Origin of the sequence: Streptococcus mitis, from assembly GCF_047460035.1 — a bacterium.
GTDB classification, from domain to species: domain Bacteria; phylum Bacillota; class Bacilli; order Lactobacillales; family Streptococcaceae; genus Streptococcus; species Streptococcus mitis_DW.
Genome location: NZ_JASHHB010000003.1, coordinates 50198 through 74217, shown reverse-complemented (window position 1 = coordinate 74217; position 24020 = coordinate 50198). Strand labels below are relative to the sequence as shown.

The 24020-nt window shown below is 40.7% G+C and carries 23 protein-coding genes and 1 other annotated feature; of the genes, 1 reads left to right on the top strand and 22 read right to left on the bottom strand.

Annotated features, from left to right (window positions below):
* Positions 1 to 85 precede the first annotated feature (85 nt).
* Positions 86 to 303: a binding site (T-box leader), on the bottom strand.
* A gap of 96 nt (positions 304 to 399) precedes the next feature.
* The 19 genes from ppc to ybeY form a co-directional block, all read right to left on the bottom strand.
* Positions 400 to 3096, bottom strand: coding sequence for a phosphoenolpyruvate carboxylase (gene ppc / locus QM956_RS03565; protein ID WP_261020149.1), 2697 nt, complete (start codon positions 3094 to 3096; stop codon positions 400 to 402).
* Positions 3097 to 3120: 24 nt separating this feature from the next.
* Positions 3121 to 4344: a cell division peptidoglycan polymerase FtsW gene (ftsW, locus tag QM956_RS03560; RefSeq protein WP_000703371.1), complete on the bottom strand. Its 1224-nt coding sequence runs from the start codon at positions 4342 to 4344 to the stop codon at positions 3121 to 3123.
* A 160-nt stretch (positions 4345 to 4504) separates the two neighbouring features.
* Positions 4505 to 5443, bottom strand: a complete 939-nt coding sequence (prsA, locus tag QM956_RS03555; RefSeq protein ID WP_045611489.1) for a peptidylprolyl isomerase PrsA — start codon at positions 5441 to 5443, stop codon at positions 4505 to 4507.
* A gap of 66 nt (positions 5444 to 5509) precedes the next feature.
* Positions 5510 to 6223: an O-methyltransferase gene (locus tag QM956_RS03550; protein ID WP_080890770.1), complete on the bottom strand. Its 714-nt coding sequence runs from the start codon at positions 6221 to 6223 to the stop codon at positions 5510 to 5512.
* A gap of 1 nt (position 6224) precedes the next feature.
* Entirely contained in the window at positions 6225 to 8027 is a 1803-nt protein-coding gene (gene pepF, locus QM956_RS03545; RefSeq protein WP_414302232.1) for an oligoendopeptidase F, read from the bottom strand.
* A gap of 18 nt (positions 8028 to 8045) precedes the next feature.
* Positions 8046 to 8999, bottom strand: coding sequence for a competence protein CoiA (locus QM956_RS03540; RefSeq protein WP_261020144.1), 954 nt, complete (start codon positions 8997 to 8999; stop codon positions 8046 to 8048).
* Positions 9000 to 9077: 78 nt separating this feature from the next.
* Positions 9078 to 9455 carry a type II toxin-antitoxin system HicB family antitoxin gene (locus tag QM956_RS03535; RefSeq protein ID WP_050252888.1) on the bottom strand — a complete coding sequence of 126 codons (378 nt, stop codon included), beginning with the start codon at positions 9453 to 9455 and terminating at the stop codon, positions 9078 to 9080.
* A 27-nt stretch (positions 9456 to 9482) separates the two neighbouring features.
* Positions 9483 to 9671, bottom strand: coding sequence for a type II toxin-antitoxin system HicA family toxin (locus QM956_RS03530; protein ID WP_101782206.1), 189 nt, complete (start codon positions 9669 to 9671; stop codon positions 9483 to 9485).
* 118 nt (positions 9672 to 9789) lie between these two features.
* Positions 9790 to 10650, bottom strand: a complete 861-nt coding sequence (gene tehB / locus QM956_RS03525) for an SAM-dependent methyltransferase TehB (RefSeq protein WP_261020143.1) — start codon at positions 10648 to 10650, stop codon at positions 9790 to 9792.
* Between the two features lie 15 nt (positions 10651 to 10665).
* Complete coding sequence (smpB, locus tag QM956_RS03520) at positions 10666 to 11133, bottom strand: SsrA-binding protein SmpB (RefSeq protein WP_001051750.1); 468 nt, start codon at positions 11131 to 11133, stop codon at positions 10666 to 10668.
* A complete protein-coding gene (gene rnr / locus QM956_RS03515; RefSeq protein ID WP_261020142.1) occupies positions 11096 to 13447 on the bottom strand; it encodes a ribonuclease R in 2352 nt (783 codons plus the stop codon). Before rnr ends, smpB begins: the two co-directional genes overlap by 38 nt.
* Before the next feature lie 101 nt (positions 13448 to 13548).
* Positions 13549 to 13782, bottom strand: coding sequence for a preprotein translocase subunit SecG (gene secG, locus QM956_RS03510; protein ID WP_000282517.1), 234 nt, complete (start codon positions 13780 to 13782; stop codon positions 13549 to 13551).
* A gap of 39 nt (positions 13783 to 13821) precedes the next feature.
* Positions 13822 to 13971: a 50S ribosomal protein L33 gene (gene rpmG / locus QM956_RS03505; protein WP_001809104.1), complete on the bottom strand. Its 150-nt coding sequence runs from the start codon at positions 13969 to 13971 to the stop codon at positions 13822 to 13824.
* Complete coding sequence (locus tag QM956_RS03500; RefSeq protein ID WP_023947226.1) at positions 13971 to 15170, bottom strand: multidrug efflux MFS transporter PmrA; 1200 nt, start codon at positions 15168 to 15170, stop codon at positions 13971 to 13973. The genes rpmG and QM956_RS03500 overlap by 1 nt, the downstream gene beginning before the upstream one ends.
* A complete protein-coding gene (coaE, locus tag QM956_RS03495) occupies positions 15157 to 15762 on the bottom strand; it encodes a dephospho-CoA kinase (RefSeq protein WP_023947227.1) in 606 nt (201 codons plus the stop codon). The genes QM956_RS03500 and coaE overlap by 14 nt, the downstream gene beginning before the upstream one ends.
* Positions 15762 to 16586, bottom strand: coding sequence for a DNA-formamidopyrimidine glycosylase (mutM, locus tag QM956_RS03490; protein ID WP_084924523.1), 825 nt, complete (start codon positions 16584 to 16586; stop codon positions 15762 to 15764). The genes coaE and mutM overlap by 1 nt, the downstream gene beginning before the upstream one ends.
* Before the next feature lie 48 nt (positions 16587 to 16634).
* Positions 16635 to 17534 (bottom strand): GTPase Era, encoded by a 900-nt coding sequence (gene era / locus QM956_RS03485; protein ID WP_000143264.1) that lies wholly within the window; start codon positions 17532 to 17534, stop codon positions 16635 to 16637.
* A gap of 16 nt (positions 17535 to 17550) precedes the next feature.
* The gene (locus tag QM956_RS03480) at positions 17551 to 17946 is read right to left on the bottom strand and encodes a diacylglycerol kinase family protein (protein ID WP_000378165.1); all 396 of its coding nucleotides are present in this window, start codon (positions 17944 to 17946) and stop codon (positions 17551 to 17553) included.
* Positions 17927 to 18424: an rRNA maturation RNase YbeY gene (gene ybeY / locus QM956_RS03475; RefSeq protein ID WP_000275156.1), complete on the bottom strand. Its 498-nt coding sequence runs from the start codon at positions 18422 to 18424 to the stop codon at positions 17927 to 17929. The genes QM956_RS03480 and ybeY overlap by 20 nt, the downstream gene beginning before the upstream one ends.
* 104 nt (positions 18425 to 18528) lie before the next feature.
* On the opposite strand from ybeY, the gene pavA reads away from it, so the two are divergent.
* Positions 18529 to 20184 carry an Rqc2 family fibronectin-binding protein PavA gene (gene pavA, locus QM956_RS03470; RefSeq protein ID WP_414302231.1) on the top strand — a complete coding sequence of 552 codons (1656 nt, stop codon included), beginning with the start codon at positions 18529 to 18531 and terminating at the stop codon, positions 20182 to 20184.
* 165 nt (positions 20185 to 20349) lie between these two features.
* Here pavA and QM956_RS03465 read toward each other — a convergent pair whose 3' ends face one another.
* From QM956_RS03465 to QM956_RS03455, 3 genes are all read right to left on the bottom strand, one after another.
* A complete protein-coding gene (locus tag QM956_RS03465) occupies positions 20350 to 22056 on the bottom strand; it encodes a glucosaminidase domain-containing protein (protein WP_414302230.1) in 1707 nt (568 codons plus the stop codon).
* A 98-nt stretch (positions 22057 to 22154) separates the two neighbouring features.
* Positions 22155 to 23141: a dihydroorotate dehydrogenase gene (locus tag QM956_RS03460; RefSeq protein WP_414302229.1), complete on the bottom strand. Its 987-nt coding sequence runs from the start codon at positions 23139 to 23141 to the stop codon at positions 22155 to 22157.
* Positions 23104 to 23904: a dihydroorotate dehydrogenase electron transfer subunit gene (locus QM956_RS03455; protein WP_004254684.1), complete on the bottom strand. Its 801-nt coding sequence runs from the start codon at positions 23902 to 23904 to the stop codon at positions 23104 to 23106. Before QM956_RS03455 ends, QM956_RS03460 begins: the two co-directional genes overlap by 38 nt.
* Between the last annotated feature and the right edge of the window lie 116 nt (positions 23905 to 24020).

Below are 24020 nucleotides of genomic sequence, written 5' to 3'. Positions count from 1 at the left end.
ACTACTTCACTTATCTGAACAAGCGACGCCATCGTTTTCTTTCCATACTAACCTCCATCAAAAAAGTCCTCACACAAAAAACTTGTGTGAGGACGTCGATGCGCGGTACCACCTCAATTATAGGAAATTTCCCTATCACTCTGTCTCGCAACAACGAGATGCACTGTAAGGTGTGCTCACCGAATTTTTATGATTTCAAATTCTAAATAACATTCAGCCCAATTTTCATCATCATCACTTATCTGTTTTCAGCTACCACAGACTCTCTAAAAAGTTTGTATGACTACTTTTCTGAATGGTTAAATTATATCATTTTTCAACTACTTGTCAAGACTCTTTGAGAATTTTTTTGAAATATTCAAAAACTTCCCCTATGGAAAAGAGGAAGCTTGATAGGTATCAGCCTGAATTACGCAATCCTGTCGCAATTCCGTTGATGGTTGTATGGATTAATTTTTCTTGATCGCTTGATAATTCTCCACGACGTTGACGTTTAATCAACTCCAACTGGATATAGTTGAGAATATTAAAGTAAGGCATACGGTAATCCAAACTTGCTTTTAGATATGGATTTTCAGCCAAGAGTTCATCGTAGCCTTCGATAGCCAAGATAACTTCCTTGGTAACTTGCCATTCATTTAGAATAGTCTCATAAATTGCTTTTACTTGATCATCTTCACAAAGTTTGGCATATTCAAAAGCAATATTCATATTTGATTTTGACAAGACCATATCAACATTTGAAAGAAGTGACTGGAAGAAAGGCCAATTTTGGTACATATCTCGTAGGATAGCGATATTCTCTGGATTTTTATCAATAAATTCTTTGAAGCTTGAACCAACTCCATACCAGCCAGGGAACATGACACGACTTTGCGACCATGAGAATACCCAAGGGATAGCACGTAAACCACCGATTTCAGTGATCGTCTTACGAGCGGCTGGACGAGAACCAATATTAAAGCTTGAAATAGCCTTGATTGGACTTGACTCAAAGAAATAATCATAGAAATGGTCATTACCAAAGACTAAATCACGGTAGATATCGTAACTACGGTCCACCACTTGATCCATAATGGCTTCATATCGATTGGATGTATTGGTATCACTCTTCTTCTGAGTAATCATACGGTTAATGGCTGCAGATACTAGCATTTCAAGGTTATAGTAGGCAGCATCTTTATTACCGTATTTATTGCCAATTACTTCACCCTGCTCCGTCAAACGGATACGATCCTTGATTGACTTGAGTGGTTGAGATGTGATAGCTTCATAAGTTGGTCCCCCACCACGACCAACAGTACCACCACGGCCATGGAAGAAGGTAACCTTCACGCCAAATTCATCTCCAATAGCAGTCAATTGTTGTTGAGCCTTGTAGAGGGTCCAACATGATGAAAGATAACCACCATCTTTATTACTATCAGAGTAGCCAAGCATGATTTCTTGGTAGTTATTGCGCGAAGCAATCCATTTCTTGGCAAGAGGAAGAGAAAGGTACTCTCTCATAGTTTCTTCTGAGTGGTCCAAGTCCTCAATTGTTTCAAAGAGAGGAACGATTTGGACGCGAGCTCTTTCTTTATCAACTAGCCCTACTTCTTTTAGCAAGATAGCCAATTCCAACATGTCTGATACGCTGGTTGCATGTGAAATGATGGTCTGACGAATAACATCGTCACCTAATTTATCTTTCAAATTACGAGCAGCCTTAAAAATAGCCAATTCTTTTTCAAGTAACTCTGATTTTTCAACATGAGTAGCAGAAAGAATACGTGGATCTTCTTCTAATTCTTTCAAGAGAAGCTGGCATTTTTCTCCTTCACTTAGTTCGCTATAATGAGAATGAATACCTGCTGATTTCAAGAGTTCAGCTACACAGGCTTCATGAACACTAGAATCTTGACGCATGTCAATAGATGCCAAATAGAAACCAAAAATTTCAACTGCCTGGATCAACTCAACAAAATCACCAGAAATCAGTGCCTCACCCTTGTTTTCCAAGAGGGAATCACGGATGGTAATCAAATCCTTATAAAAATCATTGGCTGTTTCATAGCGAGCCCCAACTTCCTTATCTTCAATCAGATAGGTTTTTGTTGCTTGGATTTTTGATTGAATATCAAACAAGGCACGACGATACAGCTCTTTTTCACGGTAGATCGAGTTATCCTTGGATTGACGAGCCATTTCTCTGACTTGCTTACTGACATTGACAATACTGGTTGAGAGAGAGAACTCACGATAAAGTTGGTAAATCTTTTCATCATAGTAGTTCATGATGACTTCACACTGAGTCATAGCAGATTGTTTCAAGGTATCTGCTGTAACAAATGGATTACCATCACGGTCTCCACCAATCCACATACCCATGGTAATTGGTTTAGGATGTTTCAACTCCAAGCCATGTTTTTTAGCCAGACGCTTGTACTCAGCAGTCAAATGAGGAACTGCCTTCAGGAATGAACTATTGTAGTACTCCATAACATTCGTGATTTCATTGGTTACTTTCAATTTCTTTTCACGAATCATATCTGTCTGCATGATAATCTCAATGTAACGACGGAGATCATTATGCCATTTTTCCTTATTAATCAAGCCTAATTTCACATCACGATACTTACGCAAGAGGGTATGGATATGGTTAGTCAAATCCAACATACTCTTACGTTGTACTTGTGTTGGATGGGCAGTCAAAACAGGTACAACATTCAAGTGTTCAAGAATTTCAACCGCATTTTCTTTTTCAGCAACCATTTTGATTGTTGCTGATAATTTCCCAAGATAATCTTGATCAATATTATTTTGGTGGTTGATTTCATAGGCCAAATCCACGTCTTCTGAAATATTAATCAAGAGAGGCAAAATTGAGAAATAGCGTGAAATATAAGCCATTTCATCATTTGTCAGGCTAGTAACCAATTGGTTCAAGCCTTGATAATCTTCTTGAGTTGACAATTCTTTCAACTGCATGATTTTTTCAAAAGTCTCTGGTGCAAGCATATTTTTAGTGATATCTTCTAACAATTCTGTTAAAATCAATACTTCTTCTTGCACGACAGCTTTATTACTATAGTTTTCTAATTTTTGAAGAGACATAGGTAATCCTTTCCACTATCAACTCTACATATAGTTTGATGAGTGAGCTTCTAACTCCTCATATAATTGGGCACGTTTTTCACTTGCATCAATATTTAAGACAAAGGCGATGGCTACAGACAAGACTAGGAGACTGTTCCCCCCTTGTGATAAGAAGGGGAAGGTTACTCCTGTCGAAGGAATAATGCCTGAAATTCCACCGATATTGACAAAGACCTGTACCAACATCATCCCCCCAACCCCAATCGCCATCATGGAATTAAAGGGATTCTTAGCACGAATACCGACTAGGATAATCCGCAAAATCAGGAAAAAGACAAGGGCTAAAATCAAGCTAGCTCCCACAAATCCAAACTCTTCAATAACAATTGAAAATACAAAATCTGTATGGGCCTCTGGTAAATAACCACGTTTTTCGATTGAATTTCCTAAGCCTAGACCAAACCAACCACCATTTACCATGGCAAAGTAGGAATTTGCAAGTTGGTGGCCTGCTCCTGCCAAATCAGCAAAGGGATTAAAGTAGGCACTGAAACGCTTGGCAACGTAACCAAATACTGGAACTTTTGAAAACTTATCAACCCCAATCATAGAAATAGCTGATAAGGATAGGGCTGAAACTCCTACCAATACACCAATAAATGCTATAAACCAACGATGAGCAATCCCACTGACTGTATACATAATCAAGGCAACCAGAGCTAGGATCGTCGCATTCCCCAAATCTGGAAAAATAGCCAAACTTCCTATCATTACCAATAGGACAAAACGCCAATCATTAAAAGCTCGAGGAATCCATTGATTTTGAGTTAAAACTTGAAAATCGTAAATACCAATTTCATCCTGTTGTTTTGAAAAACGTTGGGCCAAGTACCAGACGATGATAATCTTCAAATACTCAGCTGGCTGAATGGTCAAAGGTCCTACTGAAATCCAACCATAGGCTCCATTGACTGGCGTACCAATTAAGCGAGCCAGAGCTAAGAGAATCAACTCAACAAACATAACAATAAATAAAAGTCGTTCTTTTCTTAAAAAATTCAGTTTCAGCTTATATATCAAGGCAATCAATATTAAACTAAATATCCAAAACATTCCCTGACTTCGAACCAATTGGAGGGCACTTTTACCTTCTTCGATAAGAATGGCACTGGTTGTAGAATAGACTACAATCAAACCCAAAATAGATAAAAGTAAGTAAGGAACTAGAATAGAATAGTTTAACAGGTGCCTCTTACTAATCTTCATAGTATCACCAATCTAATGAGAACAAAAGAAATTATTCCCAAATTCCGTTTATTTTCTAGTTTTGATTGCTATTATACCATTTTTTCCGAAAGAAAAAAACTCTTACCCTTAAGATAGAAGATTTTCTCATAAGAAAAAGAGCACTTGGCTCTTTTCTGTTTTATTCTTTTGAAGAACTGCTTGAGCTTGAATCTCCACCACCGATGTATTGAGTGAAGATATTTTGGAAGGCCTGGTCTTTAACCTTGATATTGGCTGCTTGCAATTCTTTTCCGATAACACTTTGAACAAATGAAGCGTCATTTTGTTTTTGAGTTAAGATAACAGTTTTTAATTTTTCTTTGTAGTCGTCAATATTAGATGATTTTTCTGTTTTCTTAATCAGTTTAACAATGTAATATTGACTGCTGTAGGCTTGTGTTCCAGTAACGCTAATCACATCAGAAACACCATTTACATCTAAAGCAAAAGCTGCTTTTTTAACTTGATCTGGTACTTCTGTCGAAGCAGAATCAAAGGTGATCTCTCCACCGTTCGCTTTGGTTTTCTCATCAGTTGAATTATCTTTGGCTAATTGAGCAAAGTCTGCATCACTAGCTTTGGCTTTTTCAAGAATTTCTTTAGCTTTGTCTTCATTGTCCAGACGGATGATTTGAGCCGTTACATCTGGAGTGTATTCATCAAATGCTTTCTTATAGGCATCATCTGTCAATTCAGCTTCTGCTGCCTTCTTAACTGCCAACTCAACCAATTTACTTGTACGAATTTGAGCTTTACGTGTTTCAAGAGTCATTCCTGCCTGTGACAAGACACGTTGGTAGTTCTCACCATATTGTTTCTCTTCTTCGGCAATAGTATCATTGACTTCTTTGTCATCTACTTCTGAGCCATATTGCTTCTCAAATACTTTTTGGATGGTCAAGTTCAACAACACTTGCTGGGCTGAAGGATTGCTTTTCACTTGCTCATAAAATTGATGTTCTGTGATAACATCTCCTTTCATGCTGATAAGGTCTGCCCCTTCTGAACCTTTCGAACAAGCTGCTAAAGTTGCTACTGATAATAGTGTAATGGCACCTGCCAATAGTTTTTTCTTCATGTCTTCTCCTTTGAGATAAGTGTTACCCTATCTATTTTACTATATTTTCTTAAATTTTTCTGAAAATCATTCGCTGTCAGGCAATTGAACATCTGCTACATTTTTACGAAGCATGAGGATGCCGTCACCCAGAGGTACTAATGTTGCAGTGAGTCCTGGATTGTCTAAGGTTGCATCAAATAGTCTTTGAAGGCCTCTGTAAATAGTTCGCTGGCCACGACGGACTTCCATAATATCCTTAGCAACATCACCACCTTGGAAAATATCATCCAAGACAACCACACCACCAACTTCCAAATGTTTGAGGATTTCTGGCAAAAAGACGATGTATTTAGACTTGGCTGAATCCATAAAGACGAAATCATAGGACTCTGTCAAGGTAGATAAGATATCTACCGCATCTCCTTCTAGGAGCGTGATTTGCTTGCGACTGTCAAACTGGGCAAAATTTTCCTTGGCAAAACCAATCATTTCTGGATTGCGGTCAATGGTTGTAATCTTGGCCTTTGGCGCATGTTCCGCCATCAAGAGGGCTGAAAAACCGATTGCAGTCCCAATTTCCAGAATATTTTTAGGCTGCATGGTTTCCATGAGAAAACGGAAATAAGCAACCGTTTCATGGGGAATAATGGGAATATTTTCCTTGCGGGCAAAGTCTTCCAATTCTTTCAAAGATTCTGTGACTTGCTTTTGGCGCTGACGCATCAAGTCTACAATTTCTTCCTTGACGACAGGGCGACGCATGTTATGGTTGGCATTTTTACTATACGATTCAACCATCTTATGCCAATCCCAATTTTTCAACAAGGGCTTCAAACTCATTCAAACGACGTTCAAAGACTGCAAAGGCATCGTTGAGATAGTCTTCCTTCTCCATATCAACACCAGCTTTTCTCATGACATTAAGTGGATAGTCAGACTTACCTGCCTTGAGATAGTCGATATAACGGTCACGGTCTTCTTGACTACCATGGACAATCTTTTCAGCCAAGGCTGAGGCTGCTGCAAAGCCTGTTGAATATTGGTATACATAGTAGTTATAGTAGAAGTGTGGAATGCGTGCCCACTCGTATTGGATTTCAGGATTGTCTTCCTTACTCAAACCATAATACTCTTGGTTCAAGTCTGCGTAGAGTTTATTTAAGAAATCGCTTGTCAAGACTTCTCCATTTTGGTCTGCTTGGTAAATCGCGTGTTCAAACTCAGCAAATTGAGTTTGGCGGAAAACTGTTCCACGGAAACCATCTAGGAAGTTATTGAGAATAGCAAAGCGCGTTGCGTCGTCTTCCACTTCTTCCAATAATTTCTCCGTCAAGATATTTTCATTGGTAGTTGATGCAATCTCAGCCAAGAAGATAGAATAATCTCCGTAAACATAAGGTTGCGTTTCACGAGTATAGCTTGAATGCATACTGTGACCTGTTTCATGAACAAGAGTAAAGAGATTGTCCAGATTGTCCTGCCAGTTAAGAAGCATAAAGGCATTTGTATCGTAAGAACCACCAGAGTAAGCCCCTGAACGCTTGCCTTGATTTTCATAAACATCAATCCAACGCTCGCTGAAGGCACGTTTAACACGGCTCAAGTAATCCTCACCCAAGACTGACAAGGCTTCTTCTGCTTTTTTCAAGGCTTCTTGGTAGGTAAAACTGTATTCAACAGATGAAAGTGGTGTGTAGACATCGTACATCTTGAGGTCTGAAATTCCCAAGATTTTTGAACGAAGTTCAAGGTAACGATGCAAGAGTGGCAAATGCTTGCGAACTGCTGCTACCAAATTGTCATAAACACTCTCTGGAACAAAATTCGCTGCTAGTGCTGCATGACGAGCACTCTTATAGTTGCGAACTTTGGCACGGTAGTTTTGAACCTTAACATTTGTTTGCAAGGTTTTGGCATAGGTGTGTTGGAATTGCTCATAAGTCGCATAGAGGGCTTGATAGGCACCACGACGAACCTCACGGTTTTTAGACTCCATCAAACGCATATAAACGCCATGTGATAATTGTACTTCGTTACCATCTTCATCTTTAACAAATGGAAAGACGATATCTGCATTATCTAAAATAGCAAATGTTTCACTTGCCGAACCAAAGATTTCTCCAGCTCCAGCCAATAGCTCTTCTTCTCGTTGTGATAGAACGTGATCCTTGCCTTGCAAAAGCTTGTCAAAATAGTGTTGATAAACCTGCAATTTTGGCTGAGCTTCTAAAAAGTCAGCATACTGCTCTTCACTGATTTCCATAAATTCAGGCTCATAGAATGAAAAAACTTGGTCTAGCTGGCTATAGAGAGTCATTGCCTTAGCATAGTACTCTTGGTACTTGGCTTCACGTGTATCCTGGTCATTTTTCATATGAGCATAAACGTAAAGCTTCTCCATCTGGCGTTCCATTTCAAGAGAAAATTCAGTAATTTCTAGTAGGCTATCCGCACTATCCAAGAGATGACCTTCATACTGGACTACTTTCTCCAATTTTTCTGTTAAATCTTTTAAGGCTTCTTCCCAAGCCTGGTCAGTTGGGTAAATCGTTGATAGATCCCATGTATCTTTTTCATTTATTTCATTTCTTTGTAATACCATTAGATTCCTCCATCCTTTCTATTTTACCATATTTTTCAAGAAATATTGCTGATAAAAGGCTGGTGGATAAAGCTTTTGCCAATCATTTTGAGAATTTTCTTGATAATAGGTTTGAAAATACTGATAATAGCGAGTCAAATCTTGCTCAATTTGGCAAAACTCACCTACTAGCGGTCGAATTTGTGGATACCATTCTTTTAGCCCATAAGTCAGGAGATTTTCTCCCTTTTGATAGGCTTCTGCTTGTTCTTTCATCCAAATAGGATTTTGATAAAACAGTTGTTGTCGGATATAGCGACAGATGTCCTTATCTTGAAAAACTGTAAAATGAGATATTTTTTGTTTCTTATAGGGAAGACGTAATATCTCCAGTAGACTATCTTGGCCATAGGGAAATTTCTTAATCTGATAATGGAGTTTACCTCGGAGATCTTGGTGAATGAGATATTTGAGCCTTAAAAGCTGTTTTTCCTTGTCTAATTCCCAAACATAAAAGCCCATATTTTGACTGAAATAAAGAAAACCTTCTTGCAGACGAGTCAACCTCTCCTTGAGCCAAAGTTTTTCTCCCAGCAACCACAGTACTTGGTAACCCTGACTACGATAGCCCTCGCTACGCTCTTTAAGAACTTTTTGAGGCAAGGGACTACATTGAACCTCTAAAGCTAGATTGCCATTTACAAATACATCCGCAATCTGTTTAAGCTCCGGAAGAGGGTATTCTAATTGCACCTCTGCCTCTTTTTTCAACCAGTGATAAAGGACTTCCTTATTTGCCAAGTGTTCTAGACTTTCATTTTCAGAGGAATAATCACAGTCTTTTATGGATTTATGGGCAAAATGGGTCCGGACACTTTGTCCTTGCCGCAAACGGAGCTGACCTCCACAAGCTGGGCAGGTGTATTCTTCCTTCTCAAGCTTATCCTCTAACACATTTACCAATTCTCCCCTTGTATCTCTCGCAACAAACATGATTCCCTCCTTTTCTATATTATTCGTAAAAAAAGAAAAAAGATCAGGAAATTTCCTAATCTTCATCACTCTATAATTTTAGAGTTGCAAGCGACTTTCAAGAGCTTGTGTCAACACTTCAGAATAGTTCACTTTCTCACGATCTGCAAGTCTGACTAGCCACTCTGGAACCGTAACATTTTTTCGAATCGCTTTATTATTCTTTACGAAAGGCAAGGGATTGACCTGAATCAAAGTCACAAATCCATCAGGAGCTTTCAACTCAGCAATGTCACTAGGAGTAGGCAAAGCCAGTCCTTCATCAATATAAGAAGCTAAAACACTCTCAAGCATTTCCCGAGCATTTTTCATTGCAAGTTCAATCGTTGCTCCTTCAGTCCCACCTCCAAACTCCGGAAATTCAATCCAGTATCCAGTACCTTCTTTATGAAAAATAGCAGGATAAGATTTTAGCATAATACACCTCCACAATTTCCAAATCAACTATAGTCCCAAATCTTTTAATATTTTTCTCTCTAGGCCTTTTCCTAAATCCTCATTACCGTGAACTGGAATAGTGACAAGATAGGAGACCCCTTCTTTCTTAAAATGATGATGACTTCCTCTCTTACGAACTTCAATCCATCCATTTGCAAGAGCTAATTTTACCATTTCCTTACCTGTTATTGGCATTTATGGTCACCTTTCTAGCTAAAATTATACTTATAATGCGTATTTTTGTCAATTCTTCTATCTTATCTATTCGTAAAAAAGAAAAAAGATCAGGAAATTTCCTAATCTTCATTCTTATTTACTTTATTTTCTTAGCTAGCATGGTCGCAAAGCGTAGTTGTATACGATTGCCATTTTCGTCACGACGGTGTAAATGGCCTGTATTTTCATTGTACTTAACCAATTCCCAGTCCTTGTAATAGTCTGCCAATTCCCCTTCTTTAAAGGTAAATGGGAAGTTCACAGAGCAAGGGTAATCTTCCGTATCCATAGCACAAACGATAAGATTATAACCACCGACCGTGGTATGCTCCTGCATATTTTTGATAATTTCAGGAATGCGGTCTGCTTGCAAAAACATCAAAACAACTGTCGATACGATGAAATCATAAGCTTGCCCAATACTGGCTGAATTGATATCGTAAAGACCAACAGGCATATCTAGGTCTTCCTGCTCAACAATGCTTTGCAAGATTTCAAGAGATAATTCATTTTGATCTACAGCTGTCACATCAAAACCTTGCTGGGCTAGAAAGAGTGCATTACGGCCTTGACCACAGCCCAAATCCAAGGCTTTCCCTGGTTTTACTGTCTGCATGGCCTCTAGAACCTCTGAATGAACAGGATTGGTATTGTATTTCTTAGGAAAATAATCCTCAGGTTTACAATAAAATTCCAAATACCATTCCACATCATCTGTGGCAGCCTCCACTCGATGCCAAGCTTGAGGTTGTGCCATGGGATTGTCGGCTCCTGCTTCAAAGAGGTGCTCAGCTAAAACCTCACCATCTTCTGTCAATTCAATAAACTTGAGAGCTCCCTTCAAGACAGTAATTTTCCCCCAAGTTCCAACTTTTGTATTGTGCTTTTGCTGAACAGCCTCTGGCATGGTTTCTTTAGTCCACAAAGGCATACGTTTATAGGCAACTAGTTTTTCCATTTTCATTTCCTCTTTTTATCGCTGATTAACAGCTTTCATAACACGCGCGATGTCGCGGTTTTGCTCACGACGTTTGATAGACTCCCGTTTGTCGTAGTCATGCTTCCCTTTAGCTAAACCTAAAAGGAGCTTGGCATAGCCATCTTTGATATAGACTTTAAGGGGAACCAGGGTCATCCCTGTCCCTTTGGTCTCTTGTTCCAATTTTTGAATTTGTTTCTTATGGAGCAAGAGTTTGCGACGGCGTTCAGGTTCCTGGTTCCAGATATTTCCCTCTTCGTAAGGCGCGATATGAACATTGCTCAACCAAACTTCCCCATTTTTTACTTGGGCAAAGCCGTCCTTGAGATTGATTCGAGCAGCTCGCACACTCTTGATTTCAGTCCCAGTCAGGACCATCCCTGCCTCTAGCGTATCTACGATTGTATAGTCGTGGCGCGCCTTTTTATTTTGTGCGACGACCTTTCCCTCGCCCTTTGCCATGCTTGGCTCCTTTCTTAGCTACTTCCTTGTAAAAAGGTTTCTTCCCTTTTTTCTTGTCTTTTTGTGAATGCTTGCGCTTATCATTTGAGCGTCCTGATTTTCTCTTATCTTCCTTCTTATCTGAACGACGACTTGAACCACGCCCTCTGTCTTTGCGACCAGCTTGTTTCAAGCCTTTCTCAATCACATCAAACTCACTTGGAATGTAAGAGAAATCAATCTCGCCCGTCATCTTGTCGGCTCTTTCAACTCGGATACGGATTTGCTGACCTACACGGAAGGTTGTTCCTGATTTTTCTCCACGAAGAGTCAAATCCCGCTCATTGAAATGATAAAATTCAGGTAGATTAGTGATGTGAATCAAGCCTTCAACTGTGTTCGGCAATTCGACAAAGAGACCAAACTTGACAATGCTGGATACAACCGCATCGTATTCTTCACCTACGTATTCTTCCATGTACTCAGCCTTTTTCATGGCTTCGACTTCACGCTCGGCCTCGATAGCACGACGCTCACGATTGGAAGACTGGGTCGCAATCTCTGGAATTACTTGTTCAAAATGCTCTGCTATTTCCGTAGAACGGCTGTAATCACGAATCATACGGTGAACAAGAAGGTCTGGATAACGACGAATCGGGCTGGTAAAGTGAGTGTAATAGTCAGCAGCAAGGCCATAGTGGCCGTGATTGTGCTCCGAATAGCGAGCCTGCTGCATAGAGCGAAGAAGCATCATGGACAATACATCTGCATAAGGTTCTCCCTCAACAGCACGCATGATGTCTTGGAGAACCTCTTGACTCATTTCACTAGCAGTCCCATAGATTCGAATACCGAAACTTGAAGCATAATCAATAAACTTTTGAACCTTTTCAGCCTTAGGCTCCTCATGGATACGATAAATGAAAGGTAGCTCCAGCTTGCTGAAATGCTCGGCAACTGTTTCATTGGCCATCAACATAAAGGATTCAATCATGCGCTCGGCAATACCACGCTGACGAAGAACAATATCAACAGGCTTACCTTGTATATCAACCAAAATCTTGGCTTCATTGGTATCGAAATTGAGAGCTCCACGTTTCACACGCATGTTTTCTAAAATTTCATGGAGCTTGGCCATAAGTTCTATACTAGGAACAATTTTCTGATACTCTTGTCTCTTTTCCTCGTCACCTGCTAGGATATCATTGACATCACTATAGGTCATACGGAAGCTTGTCTTGATAACCGTTTGTGTAATGGTGTAATTGACTACACGACCATGTTTATCAATCTCCATAATGGCAGACTGGGTCAGACGGTCAACTTGAGGATTGAGAGAGCAAATTCCATTAGACAGTCGTTCTGGAAGCATTGGAACCACTCGGTCTGTTACATAGACTGAAGTCGCGCGGTTAAGAGCTTCCTTGTCAAGGGCAGAACCTTCTGTCACATAGTAGGAAACGTCTGCAATGTGAACTCCAAGCTCCAGATTCCCATTTTTCAAGGTCTTGATATGCACCGCATCGTCCAAGTCCTTGGCATCAGCACCGTCAATGGTAAAGGTAATCTCATCTCTTAGATCCAGACGACCTTCCATATCCTTTTGAGACGGAGCATCCGGCACACTTTCTGCTTCCTTGACAACAACTTCTGGAAATTCTGAGACAATGTCCATAGACTCCAAAACCTCAAGGACATCAATTCCGACATCCGTTGAATGCCCCACCACATCGAGGACACTAGCGACAAAGAAATCATGTTTCTTGCTTGGGTATTTGTCGATAAAGACCTTAAGAACTTCTGTTCCTTCTAGTTTAAGGGCAGGTTTCTTAACATAAATCAGCTGGCTAATTTTCTGGTTTTTAGAACGGATGTAGCCGGCATACTTAGGCTTTTCCTGATCTAGAACGATTTGTCCAACAACGGTTGTCAAACTGTGCTCTAGAATATCAATAATTTTGGCTTCCGCTGCTGTTCCCTTGTTGCGATCAGCGACTTTCTTGATGACGACCTCAACGGTATCGCCATCAATAGCATAATTGACATCATTTTTTCCTACAAAAAGGTCGTCCTCTTCCCCTTCCAGACTGACAAAACCAAAGCCATTTTTATGGGCATGAAAAATCCCCTTGAGAGTAATCTCATGTTTTTTCTTGGCTTCCAAAGCCAGACTGCCATCTTCCTCAAAGCGTATCTGGTGCTTTCTTTCCATTAGGGACAAGGTTTTAATCAACTCACGAAAATCCTTGGAACCGTCTTTTCCCAAAGCCTGAGCCAAGTCATTGACCGTTACCTTTCCCTTATCTTTCAAATATTCTTTTATTCTATCTTTCATATTTTCTTTCTAGATTTTTTAATTTTCTTTTACTGTAAAACCTTCTCAAACATCCTTTAAAAATAAAAAGAGGCAAAGACCTAGTCCTGCCCATTATTTTCTTATCTACTTGATAATACCGTCAATGCTAAGGCAATGGCTAGCCAGAAAAAGACTAAAATCCCTGTCAAACGCTGCATTACAGCTTCAAAACCGCGTGCTTTACTGCGTTCAAACAAATCACCTGAGCTGGCATCAAATACATTGCTGGATTGGTTTTTGGTTGGTTGCATGAAAATCGCAATCACAATCACAACAGATAATACTAATAAAATGGTTAATAATAGGTTATACATATCAAACTCCTTAAAATCCTTATTATTTTACCATAAAATCTACTTAGATTCAAGATGTAGGGTTACTTTTCTTTCCTTGGGACAATACTTTAAAACCTCGATCTTGTCTGGATGGGTTTTTGAATTTTTACTGGTTAGGTAATTGATACTGCCACAAGAGGAGCATTTGAGATTAATTTTTACTCGCACTAGATTTCCTTTACTTTTAATAATGTTCGAAATTGAAGCAGGTTAAAGAGACAACTAAAGGCAACACAAAGGCTTGTCGCATAAAAGACTGCATGGTAGCCAAATTGACCTGCTACTGCAGAACCTGCCATGGGACCAACGACACCTCCCAGATAAAAGAATACCTGATTGAAGGCAAAGACCCTCGAAATGCCGGCTTTGGGAGTCATTTTGCTGAGTAGGGCATTAATCCCAGGAATCAGCGCACCGGTTCCCAAGCCAAAGAGGAAACGATAGAGTCCTAGTTGAAGGGGACTAGATGCATTGGCACAGAGGAGATAGATGATAACTGAATAAAACTGTGCTACAACCAAGAGACGATGATTGCCCACCTTGTCACCTAGCTTACCCATGACTCCTGCACTCATCATGCTGGAAAAGCCCATGCTGGACACAATCAAACCAGAGACAAAAAGAAGATTCTCTGTCTGCCCTAAGTCGCGTACATAAAGAGCCAAAATAGGGCCAATCGATTGGGCTGAAAATTGGATGACAAAACTGGTTAAAAAGAGATTGACCAAAAGATAAGGATATTTGACCGATGTAAATAATTCCTTTGTTGGAATAGCCTTTTCCTTGGCTACTGGTTTAAAATCTTCCTTAATAAAGCAAATAGTCAAAATAGCAGCTAAAAACAGAAAACTACCAACCAGTAAGAAAACCGTACGAATTCCAAATAATTCTGCGATAAAGCCACCAATAAAAGGACCAGTTAGAGTGCCTGCAACTACACCTGTAGACAAAGTACCTAAGGCAGAGCCTGATTTCTCCTTGGGAACCTGACTGGCTATCAAGGCTGTTGCATTGGGAACAAAACCTGCAAATACACCATTCAGTAAACGAAGAAAGATTAACCAATAAATATTTGGGACAAAAGCCAAGCCTCCCATAGTGATAGTCATGGCCAGACCAGCACGAATCATCATGGATTTTCGACCGTATTTATCGGCAAGAATACCCCAGATAGGAGAAAAGAGCGCCGCAGAAATAGCAGAGACAGAAATAGCTAAACCTGCATAAAAAGCGACTTGCTCACTCCCTACACCCAGATTTTCCACAAAAATGGGCATAAAGGGCACAACCAAAGAAATACTGGCTCCTGTCAGAAAATTACCAAACCAGGCAATACGCAAATTATCCTTCCAGTTAATCTCTGTCATATTGCTTACCTCCCTCGAGAAGGATACGCACTTGAGTAAGAAGCTGGTCCAGATTGCCATTATTGTCTAGAACATGGCTAGCTAAACCTTTCTTTTGCTCTAAAGGCCACTGGGCTGCCAGACGAGATTCAGCTTCATTTTTGGACAACTGGTCTCTTTTCATTAAACGTTCTACTTGGGTATCTCGGTCCACATAGACCAACCACGTCTCATCAAACCAAGCGCTGTAGTCCTGCTCAAAAAGCAGGGGAATATCCATGAAAAAAATCTCTTCTGTCTGAACCAACTGGTCTCTCAAAGTAGCCAGTTCTTCACGAATAATCTCCCCTTGGATTCGCTTAGACCATTCTCGTTCCTCAGGATTTGAAAAGATGAGACTAGCTAGGAGAGGGCGATTGAGTTCTCCATTTTCTAGAATGATTTCTTGACCAAAATGCTGAACTAGAGCCTCAAACAGACGACCACCAGGTTTCTGTAGTTGGTGGACGACTGCATCGGCATCCACCACTTGAAAACCTTGCTGTCTAAGAAAATTTGTCACAGTTGACTTACCCGAGGCAATTCCTCCTGTGATTCCGATGATTTTCCCCATCAGCTCCTCCTTTGGCAGTTTGGACAAAAGTGGGTGCCTCGTCCACCTAGTTGGATTTTCTCAATGATGGTGCCACAACGTGAACATTCTTGACCAGCCTTGTCATAGACTTGATGAAAATCCTGCATGGTTCCATCTTCCCCAAAGGCATTGGTATAGGTCCGAATGGTGGAACCACCTTTTTCAACAGCCTGTCCCAATACAGCAATGGTCTGGTCATGAATAGCTGTCGCTTCTGCTGATGTCAAAGTCTGGGAAGGTCTTGCTGGATGAACCTGAGCTCGCCAGAGAACCTCATCCACATAGATATTGCCAAGTCCAGCTACCAAAGTCTGGTCTAAAAGATGGGATTTGATAGGCTTTTTGGACTTGGATAGGGCAGCTTGAAAGACCTGCGCATCAAAGTCTTGTTCGCTTGGTTCAGGACCTAATTTTTTAGAAATAAAGTAGGCTTCCAAAAGGTCAGGAGCCAAGAGTTCCATGGTTCCAAACTTGCGTACATCCTCATAAACAAGCGTGCCACCATCTTCAAACTGAAAGAAAACATGGGCATGCTTGCGTTCAGGAACCTGGTCTGGATAATAAAAATACTTGCCTTCCATTCGCAGATGGGAAATCATGACCTTGTCTGTCAGGTAGAAAAGTAAATATTTACCACGACGTCCCATTGACTCAACAACTTGACCAGGCACTTCCTTGCGAAACTCATCCAAATCTGTCTTAATCATCTTGGGATAGCGAATTTCTATACTCGAAATCTTCTTTCCCAAAATCAATTTTTCCAAGCTACGTCGAACAGTTTCAACCTCAGGTAATTCAGGCATAAGTCCTCCTTCTGTAAAAACAAGAAGCAGGCATGAGCCCACCTCTACTTAGTATTCTTTTTCATTATAGCCAAAGTCAGCCAAATCTAGCTTTTTATCGCGCCAGTTTTTCTTGACCTTGACCCAGGTTTCTAGGAAGACCTTGTCTCCTAGCATGAGTTCGATATCACGACGGGCCATACTACCAATTTTCTTAAGCATAGCACCACCTTTACCGATGATAATCCCTTTTTGGCTATCTCGCTCGACCATAATGGTTGCACGGATATGGACCTTATCTGTCTCTTCATCTCGTTTCATAGAATCCACAACTACTGCTACCGAATGCGGAATCTCTTCACGAGTTAGATGCAAGACTTTCTCGCGAACCATTTCTGAAACCAAGAAACGTTCTGGATGGTCTGTGATTTGATCAGACGGGAAATACTGGAAACCTTCGTCCAGATTCTCACTCAAAATATCAACTAGACGAGACACGTTATTTCCCTGAAGGGCTGAGATTGGAACAATTTCCTTGAAGTCCATCTGATTACGGAAATCATCAATCTGAGACAAAAGCTGGTCTGGGTGGACCTTATCAATCTTATTCACCACCAGAATCACAGGGACCTTGGCAGCCTTAAGACGCTCAATAATCATGTCGTCCCCCTTACCACGCGCTTCATCAGCGGGCACCATGAAAAGAACAGTATCCACTTCACGAAGGGTACTATAGGCAGATTCGACCATGAAATCTCCAAGAGCCGTTTTAGGCTTGTGAATCCCTGGTGTGTCGATAAAGACAATTTGCTCCTTATCGGTCGTGTAAATTCCCATGATTTTGTTGCGCGTTGTCTGCGCCTTGTCACTCATGATGGCGATTTTTTGCCCCATAACGTGATTCAAAAAAGTTGACTTCCCAACATTGGGACGTCCTAAAATGGCTACAAAGCCTGATTTAAAAGTCATAATTTCCTCTTACTGTTTAAAATATTAAGTCCCAGATTCGTGGGAGAAAAATCAATGCGCCTGTTAAGGCTGCGAAAAGAGAGACCACTAATACCGCGCCAGCCGCCATATCCTTGGCATTTTTAGCCAGCATAGAAAAGTGATAGTGACTGGCCAAATCCACCACATTCTCGATAGCAGAATTGATAATTTCAAAGGCTACTACCAAAAAAATGCTCAATAGGAGAAAGAGCCATTCGATTCGTGACACCTGAAAAACAAAACCTGCGAGGATGACCACGAGAGCCGTCACCGCATGTTTTCGCATATTGCGTTCTTCCTTTATGGCAGTAAAAATTCCTGTAAGAGCAAATTCTAAACTGGATATCAGGTCACGATTTTTCCATTTTCGTTTATTGTCTTGTGAGTCCATAGGCTGTCAAAATTTCTTCTTGTAAACCGAACATCTCCGCTTCTTCTTCCGGAGTGTAGTGATCATAGCCGTTAATATGTAAAAAGCCGTGTACTGCCAAGAAGCCCATCTCACGCTCAAAGCTGTGGCCATATTCCTCAGCCTGCTCATGAGCCTTATCAATAGAGATGAACAATTCCCCAATATAGGCATCAAACTCAGACATCATCTCTGCTAATTCTGGATTTTCAAGCAAATCTTCTTCGTCAAAGGCAATTTCCAACTCTGGTTTATATTCAAGGCTGATGACATCTGTCGGACGGTCGGTGTCACGGTACTCCAGATTGAGTTCATGACTACGCTCATTGGTCACAAAGGTAACTGCCATCTCCTTGTCTTCTTTTCCTAATTTTTGGGCTGCAAATTCCAAAATCTCTTGGGTTTGTTGCAACATTTCTTTTGAAACTTGACCAGTTTCATCTACCATTTCAATATACATGTGCTTCTCGTTTCTCTTTACTTGGCTTTATTATACCACATTTCCATGATTTTATTCTACCTTTTTGATATAATACTATGGAATACAATCACAAGGAGAGAACGATGTCATTTGACGGATTTTTTTTACACCACATGGTTGAGGAATTGCGAAGAGAGTTAGTGAACGGTCGCATCCAGAAAATCAATCAACCTTTTGAACAAGAGTTGGTCTTGCAAATCCGCAGCAATCGCCAAAGTCATCGCCTGCTCCTTTCTGCCCATCCAGTTTTTGGACGCATTCAGCTGACCCAAACGACTTTTGAAAATCCAGCCCAACCTTCTACCTTTATCATGGTTTTGAGAAAGTATTTACAGGGTGCCCTGATTGAGTCGATTGAGCAAGTGGAAAATGACCGCATTGTGGAAATGACAGTTTCCAATAAAAACGAGATTGGAGACCATATCCAGGCAACCTTGATTATCGAAATTATGGGGAAACACAGTAATATTCTACTGGTTGATAAGAGCAGTCATAAAATTCTCGAAGTCATTAAACACGTCGGATTTTCACAAAATAGCTACCGCACCTTGCTTCCTGGGTCGACCTACATCGCTCCGCCAAGTACGGCATCTCTCAATCCTTTTACGATCAAGGACGAGAAACTCTTTGAAATCCTGCAAACCCAAGAACTAACAGCAAAAAATCTTCAAAGCCTCTTTCAAGGTCTGGGACGCGATACGGCAAATGAATTGGAAAACATTCTGGTTAGTGATAAACTATCTACTTTCCGAAACTTTTTCCATCAAGAAACCAAGCCATGCCTGACTGAGACTTCCTTCAGCCCAGTTCCTTTTGCAAATCAGGTGGGAGAACCTTTTACCAGTCTTTCTGATTTGTTGGACATCTACTATAAGGATAAGGCTGAGCGCGACCGCGTCAAACAGCAAGCCAGTGAACTCATTCGTCGTGTTGAAAATGAACTTCAAAAAAATCGTCATAAGCTTAAAAAACAAGAAAAAGAGTTACTGGCGACAGACAACGCTGAGGAATTTCGTCAAAAAGGGGAATTGCTGACAACCTTCCTCCACCAAGTGCCTAACGACCAAGACCAGGTTATCCTAGACAACTACTACACCAACCAACCTATCACGATTGCGCTTGATAAGGCCTTGACTCCCAACCAGAATGCCCAACGCTATTTTAAACGGTATCAGAAACTCAAAGAAGCTGTCAAATACTTGACTGATTTGATTGAAGAAACCAAGGCAACTATTCTCTATTTGGAAAGTGTAGAAACCGTCCTCAACCAAGCTGGACTGGAAGAAATCGCTGAAATCCGTGAAGAATTAATCCAAACTGGCTTTATCCGCAGAAGACAACGGGAGAAAATCCAGAAACGTAAAAAACCAGAACAATATCTGGCGAGTGATGGCAAAACCATTATCTATGTCGGCCGCAATAACCTACAAAATGAGGAACTAACCTTTAAAATGGCCCGCAAGGAGGAACTTTGGTTCCATGCCAAGGATATTCCTGGAAGCCACGTTGTTATCTCAGGAAATCTTGACCCATCTGATGAAGTCAAAACAGACGCGGCAGAACTTGCAGCCTACTTCTCTCAAGGTCGCCTGTCAAATCTGGTTCAGGTAGATATGATTGAAGTCAAGAAACTCAACAAACCAACTGGCGGAAAACCAGGCTTTGTTACTTACACAGGACAAAAGACCCTCCGTGTCACACCAGATCCAGAAAAAATCGCATCCATGAAAAAATCCTGATTTTACTTGAAATCAGGATTTTTAACTTATACTCAATGAAAATCAAAGAGCAAACTAGGAAACTAGCCGCAGGCTGTGCTTGAGTACGGCAAGGCGAAGTTGACGTGGTTTGAAGAGATTTTCGAAGAGTATTACTACTCACTCAAATCATATCCAATTATAGGACTAATCTTTGCCACCTAGTTTCTCGTTGATTTTCATCATCACACTAGCAATTTTTTCGCCCCAATAAGGGTCTGAGGCATATTCCACATTCATACCAGACGCCTTATTTCCAAGGAAAGTTCTGCCCCTATCGATATAATTTTCCTTAATCCACTTTGTTGCACCTAAAATTCCCTTATCCACATCATCAAATGTCTTGGCAGAAAGGTAAGGTGTCGTATCATAGGCTGTAATTCCAAAGAAATTATTCTTATCTTTGGCAATCTTGCTACGTCCCCAGTCGCTTTCTAAGGCACTATGAGCAAGGAGATAGAGGGCATTGATATGGTAATGTTCTTCGGCTTCCTTAAAGGTAGCTCCCTTATTTTCTAAGAGGCTATTATTAATATTTAGCAGACTAAATACCTTATCCAAGTCTTCAGCACTGTAGTTTGTAGCCTCTGTCAAATCTTTAAAAAGGAAGGGATTTTCAAGCTTAAAACCTTCAAAATGCAGGCCATCTGCCGAATAATATTTCTTGCCTACTTCCATATCAGAAAGATGAGCAGCTACTGGGATACTAGCATTCTGAGCCACATAGTGATAAAAACGATGTCCATCACTCTCAAAATAAGGGATAAAATCCTTGCTGGCATCTAGTGCTTGTAAATCTTCTGTTTTCATATAGCCTGACAAACCAGAAATAGTAATAGCCAGGCGCTTGTCATCACTTTTTCTATCCTTATCTAGCCAAACAACACTACCTTGCGATATATAGGACAGCTTTTCACCATCTGCATTATAGATATTTGCAGTCACTGGAAGGACCTGATAATAATCAGAGCTAGTCTTGGACTCCTTATTCCACTTTCCATCGTTTCCTAGCTGATGACCGTCAATAGTCTCATTTTTTGCCATGTAGCCACCGGATTTGAAGTAGTACCAGGCTTGATTTTTAGAATCGTATATCCATTCTTTCTCAGCCATTTTGCCATCAGATTTTAGATAAAACCATGACTCCTTATCCAAAATCCATTCATTGGCTGCCATATAGCCACCGGATTTTAGATAATAATAGTGACCATTTTCGAAAATCCATTCTTTATCACCATGATTTCCATTTTCTTTGATATAAAACCAAGATTGGTATTGTTTGTCAAAAAGCCAACCTTGCTGTACTTTTGCGCCACTAGCACTTACATAAGCCTGTTCAATCCACTGACTTGTTAGTAGATAACCACCAGATTTAAAATAATAGTCCTTCCCTTTAATTTGGAGCCATTCTTTCTCTGCGTGTTGTCCATCTGCTTTGATATAAAACCAAGCGTCGTATTGAGAATCATAGACCCAATTTTCTATTACCTTGGCACCTGTTGCACCAACATAGGAAGTTCCTACCCAGGCATTTCTTTTCATCTTTCCATCTTGGTCAAGATAATAGAAGACTCCCTTGTCTTCTACCCATTCTGATTTTGCCATATAGCCACCAGATTTGAGGTAAAAATAGTCGTCACCTTGTTTCAGCCATTCATTTTCAGCATAGTTGGCATCTGCTTTTATATAAAACCAAGATTGATAGTGAGTATCAAAAATCCACTCATTAGCTGCTTGACTGCCATCTGCTTTCAGGTATTGTTTTCCTTGCCAAGTACCATCGCTAGCCATTGCACTCTCTGGTCTGACTAAGAAAAATAGCAGGGCTAAAAAAATAAATCTCAATTTCTTCATTAATTTACTTCCTCTGTTCTTACTCATTTCATTATATCAAAATTCTCTATAGTCAACATTACAAACTAATAAAAAATCAAGAACAGATTGATTGCAGTTTACCTCAGAGACTCTTTTACTTCCTTGCGTAGATCTTCCAGACTGCTAATGCCGTATTTGTCCATGGCTTTTGGCAGATTTTCGATGATATCAGGACAGGCATATGGATTAGTAAAGTTAGCTGTTCCAACTCCAATGGCCGATGCTCCAGCCAGATACATTTCTAGGGCATCTTCTGCCGAATCCACTCCTCCCATTCCAATGATGGGCAGGTCTGTTGTTTGTGCGACTTGGCGGATGAGTTTGAGGGCTACTGGAAAGACTGCTGGACCAGACATTCCACCTGTGCCATTGGCCAAGATTGGTTTTCTGGTTTTGAGATCAAAGCGCATACCAACAAGAGTATTAATCATGGTTAAGCCACTTGCTCCCGCATCTTCTGCAGCTTTTGCGACAGTGACGATATCGGTCACACTAGGGGTTAACTTGACATAAACTGGCACATCAGAGGCTTCCACAGCTGCTTTCACCACATCATAAGCCAGATCAGGATCTTGACCAATCAAGAGTCCATGATTACAGTGATCTACGTTGGGACAAGAAATATTGAGCTCAATAGCCTTCACATTAGCTGCCTTGGAAATACCATGAGAAACAGCCGCATACTCTTGTTTTGAAAAACCAGCTACATTGGCGATAATAGGAAGATTTGGATATTCTCTTTCTAGCCAAGGTAACTTTTCAGCCAAAACAACTTCCAAACCAGGATTTTGCAAACCGATTGCATTGAGCATACCAGCGGGTGTTTCTGCCACTCTTGGAGTTGGATTTCCAAAACGGGGTTCAAGAGTTGTCGCCTTGATCATAATAGAACCCAAAAGGTCTAAATCATAGTACTTGGCATACTCTTGTCCAAAACCAAAACAGCCTGATGCTGGAATAATGGGGTTTTTCAAGTCCAAGCCCGGTAGAGAAACTTGTAAACGATTTGTAGTCATGATTTTCTCCTTATAATACAACTGTTCCTGTGCGGAAAACAGGACCATCTTCACAGACACGTTGGCTGACCGTCTCGCTTTCTGGCACTTTTAGGACGCAGGCATAGCAGGCCCCCATCCCACAAGCCATACGAGATTCCAGAGATAGATAGGCTCTTGGGTGGTCATAAAAAGTTTGATTGATATACTTCATCATTCCTGGAGCCCCACATGAGTAAACAGCATCAAATTGATTGTCTAAATCCTTGATAACAACGGAAACATTTCCCTTAATACCATAAGAACCATCATCTGTCGTTACAAAGACCTGACCATATTGAGCTAATTCCGTCTCTAAAATAACAGCATCCTTATTAGCAAAACCAAGGACTGTCACTACTTTTACTCCACGCGCATGCAATTCCTTGGCCACCTCAAGTAAAGGAGGTACACCAATCCCCCCTCCAACTAAGAGAATCTGGCTCTGCTCATCCAGATCAGACAAGTCAAATCCATTCCCCTGAGGTCCCATCACATCAAGAGTATCTCCCTGACTTAAGGTTGAAAAAATAGCTGTCCCAGCTCCCTCAATCCTATAAATGAGATGACACTGCTTCTTTACCTTATCAATAGACGAAATTGAAATAGGACGACGCAAGAGATGGGCATCATCAGGCACGCGCAGATGTAGAAATTGACCTGCTCGCATGGCTTCAACCATTTCCCCTTCTAGGACTAATTCAAAGATTGCTGGCGCGATTTCCTCCTGTGCAACCACCTTCATGGTTTCCAAACGAATGGCACCCAAACGTTTCTTACATGTGGGATTCATGACTTTTCCTCCTTAAATTTTAAGGGGACCAGACAAAGAAAAGACCTTGCTAGTGCAAGGCCTCAGTTAAAATCGTACAACACAAGAGAGCACACTCAAAAAGTCTCCTCTAGAAA

Bases quoted from the DNA above. Each gene is read 5' to 3' on its own strand.
- ppc (WP_261020149.1), bottom strand. From the start codon at position 3,096: ATGTCTCTTCAAAAATTAGAAAACTATAGTAATAAAGCTGTCGTGCAA.
- ftsW (WP_000703371.1), bottom strand. From the start codon at position 4,344: ATGAAGATTAGTAAGAGGCACCTGTTAAACTATTCTATTCTAGTTCCT.
- prsA (WP_045611489.1), bottom strand. From the start codon at position 5,443: ATGAAGAAAAAACTATTGGCAGGTGCCATTACACTATTATCAGTAGCA.
- QM956_RS03550 (WP_080890770.1), bottom strand. From the start codon at position 6,223: ATGGTTGAATCGTATAGTAAAAATGCCAACCATAACATGCGTCGCCCT.
- pepF (WP_414302232.1), bottom strand. From the start codon at position 8,027: ATGGTATTACAAAGAAATGAAATAAATGAAAAAGATACATGGGATCTA.
- QM956_RS03540 (WP_261020144.1), bottom strand. From the start codon at position 8,999: ATGTTTGTTGCGAGAGATACAAGGGGAGAATTGGTAAATGTGTTAGAG.
- QM956_RS03535 (WP_050252888.1), bottom strand. From the start codon at position 9,455: ATGCTAAAATCTTATCCTGCTATTTTTCATAAAGAAGGTACTGGATAC.
- QM956_RS03530 (WP_101782206.1), bottom strand. From the start codon at position 9,671: ATGCCAATAACAGGTAAGGAAATGGTAAAATTAGCTCTTGCAAATGGA.
- tehB (WP_261020143.1), bottom strand. From the start codon at position 10,650: ATGGAAAAACTAGTTGCCTATAAACGTATGCCTTTGTGGACTAAAGAA.
- smpB (WP_001051750.1), bottom strand. From the start codon at position 11,133: ATGGCAAAGGGCGAGGGAAAGGTCGTCGCACAAAATAAAAAGGCGCGC.
- rnr (WP_261020142.1), bottom strand. From the start codon at position 13,447: ATGAAAGATAGAATAAAAGAATATTTGAAAGATAAGGGAAAGGTAACG.
- secG (WP_000282517.1), bottom strand. From the start codon at position 13,782: ATGTATAACCTATTATTAACCATTTTATTAGTATTATCTGTTGTGATT.
- QM956_RS03500 (WP_023947226.1), bottom strand. From the start codon at position 15,170: ATGACAGAGATTAACTGGAAGGATAATTTGCGTATTGCCTGGTTTGGT.
- coaE (WP_023947227.1), bottom strand. From the start codon at position 15,762: ATGGGGAAAATCATCGGAATCACAGGAGGAATTGCCTCGGGTAAGTCA.
- mutM (WP_084924523.1), bottom strand. From the start codon at position 16,586: ATGCCTGAATTACCTGAGGTTGAAACTGTTCGACGTAGCTTGGAAAAA.
- era (WP_000143264.1), bottom strand. From the start codon at position 17,534: ATGACTTTTAAATCAGGCTTTGTAGCCATTTTAGGACGTCCCAATGTT.
- QM956_RS03480 (WP_000378165.1), bottom strand. From the start codon at position 17,946: ATGGACTCACAAGACAATAAACGAAAATGGAAAAATCGTGACCTGATA.
- ybeY (WP_000275156.1), bottom strand. From the start codon at position 18,424: ATGTATATTGAAATGGTAGATGAAACTGGTCAAGTTTCAAAAGAAATG.
- pavA (WP_414302231.1), top strand. From the start codon at position 18,529: ATGTCATTTGACGGATTTTTTTTACACCACATGGTTGAGGAATTGCGA.
- QM956_RS03465 (WP_414302230.1), bottom strand. From the start codon at position 22,056: ATGAAGAAATTGAGATTTATTTTTTTAGCCCTGCTATTTTTCTTAGTC.
- QM956_RS03460 (WP_414302229.1), bottom strand. From the start codon at position 23,141: ATGGTCCTGTTTTCCGCACAGGAACAGTTGTATTATAAGGAGAAAATC.
- QM956_RS03455 (WP_004254684.1), bottom strand. From the start codon at position 23,904: ATGAATCCCACATGTAAGAAACGTTTGGGTGCCATTCGTTTGGAAACC.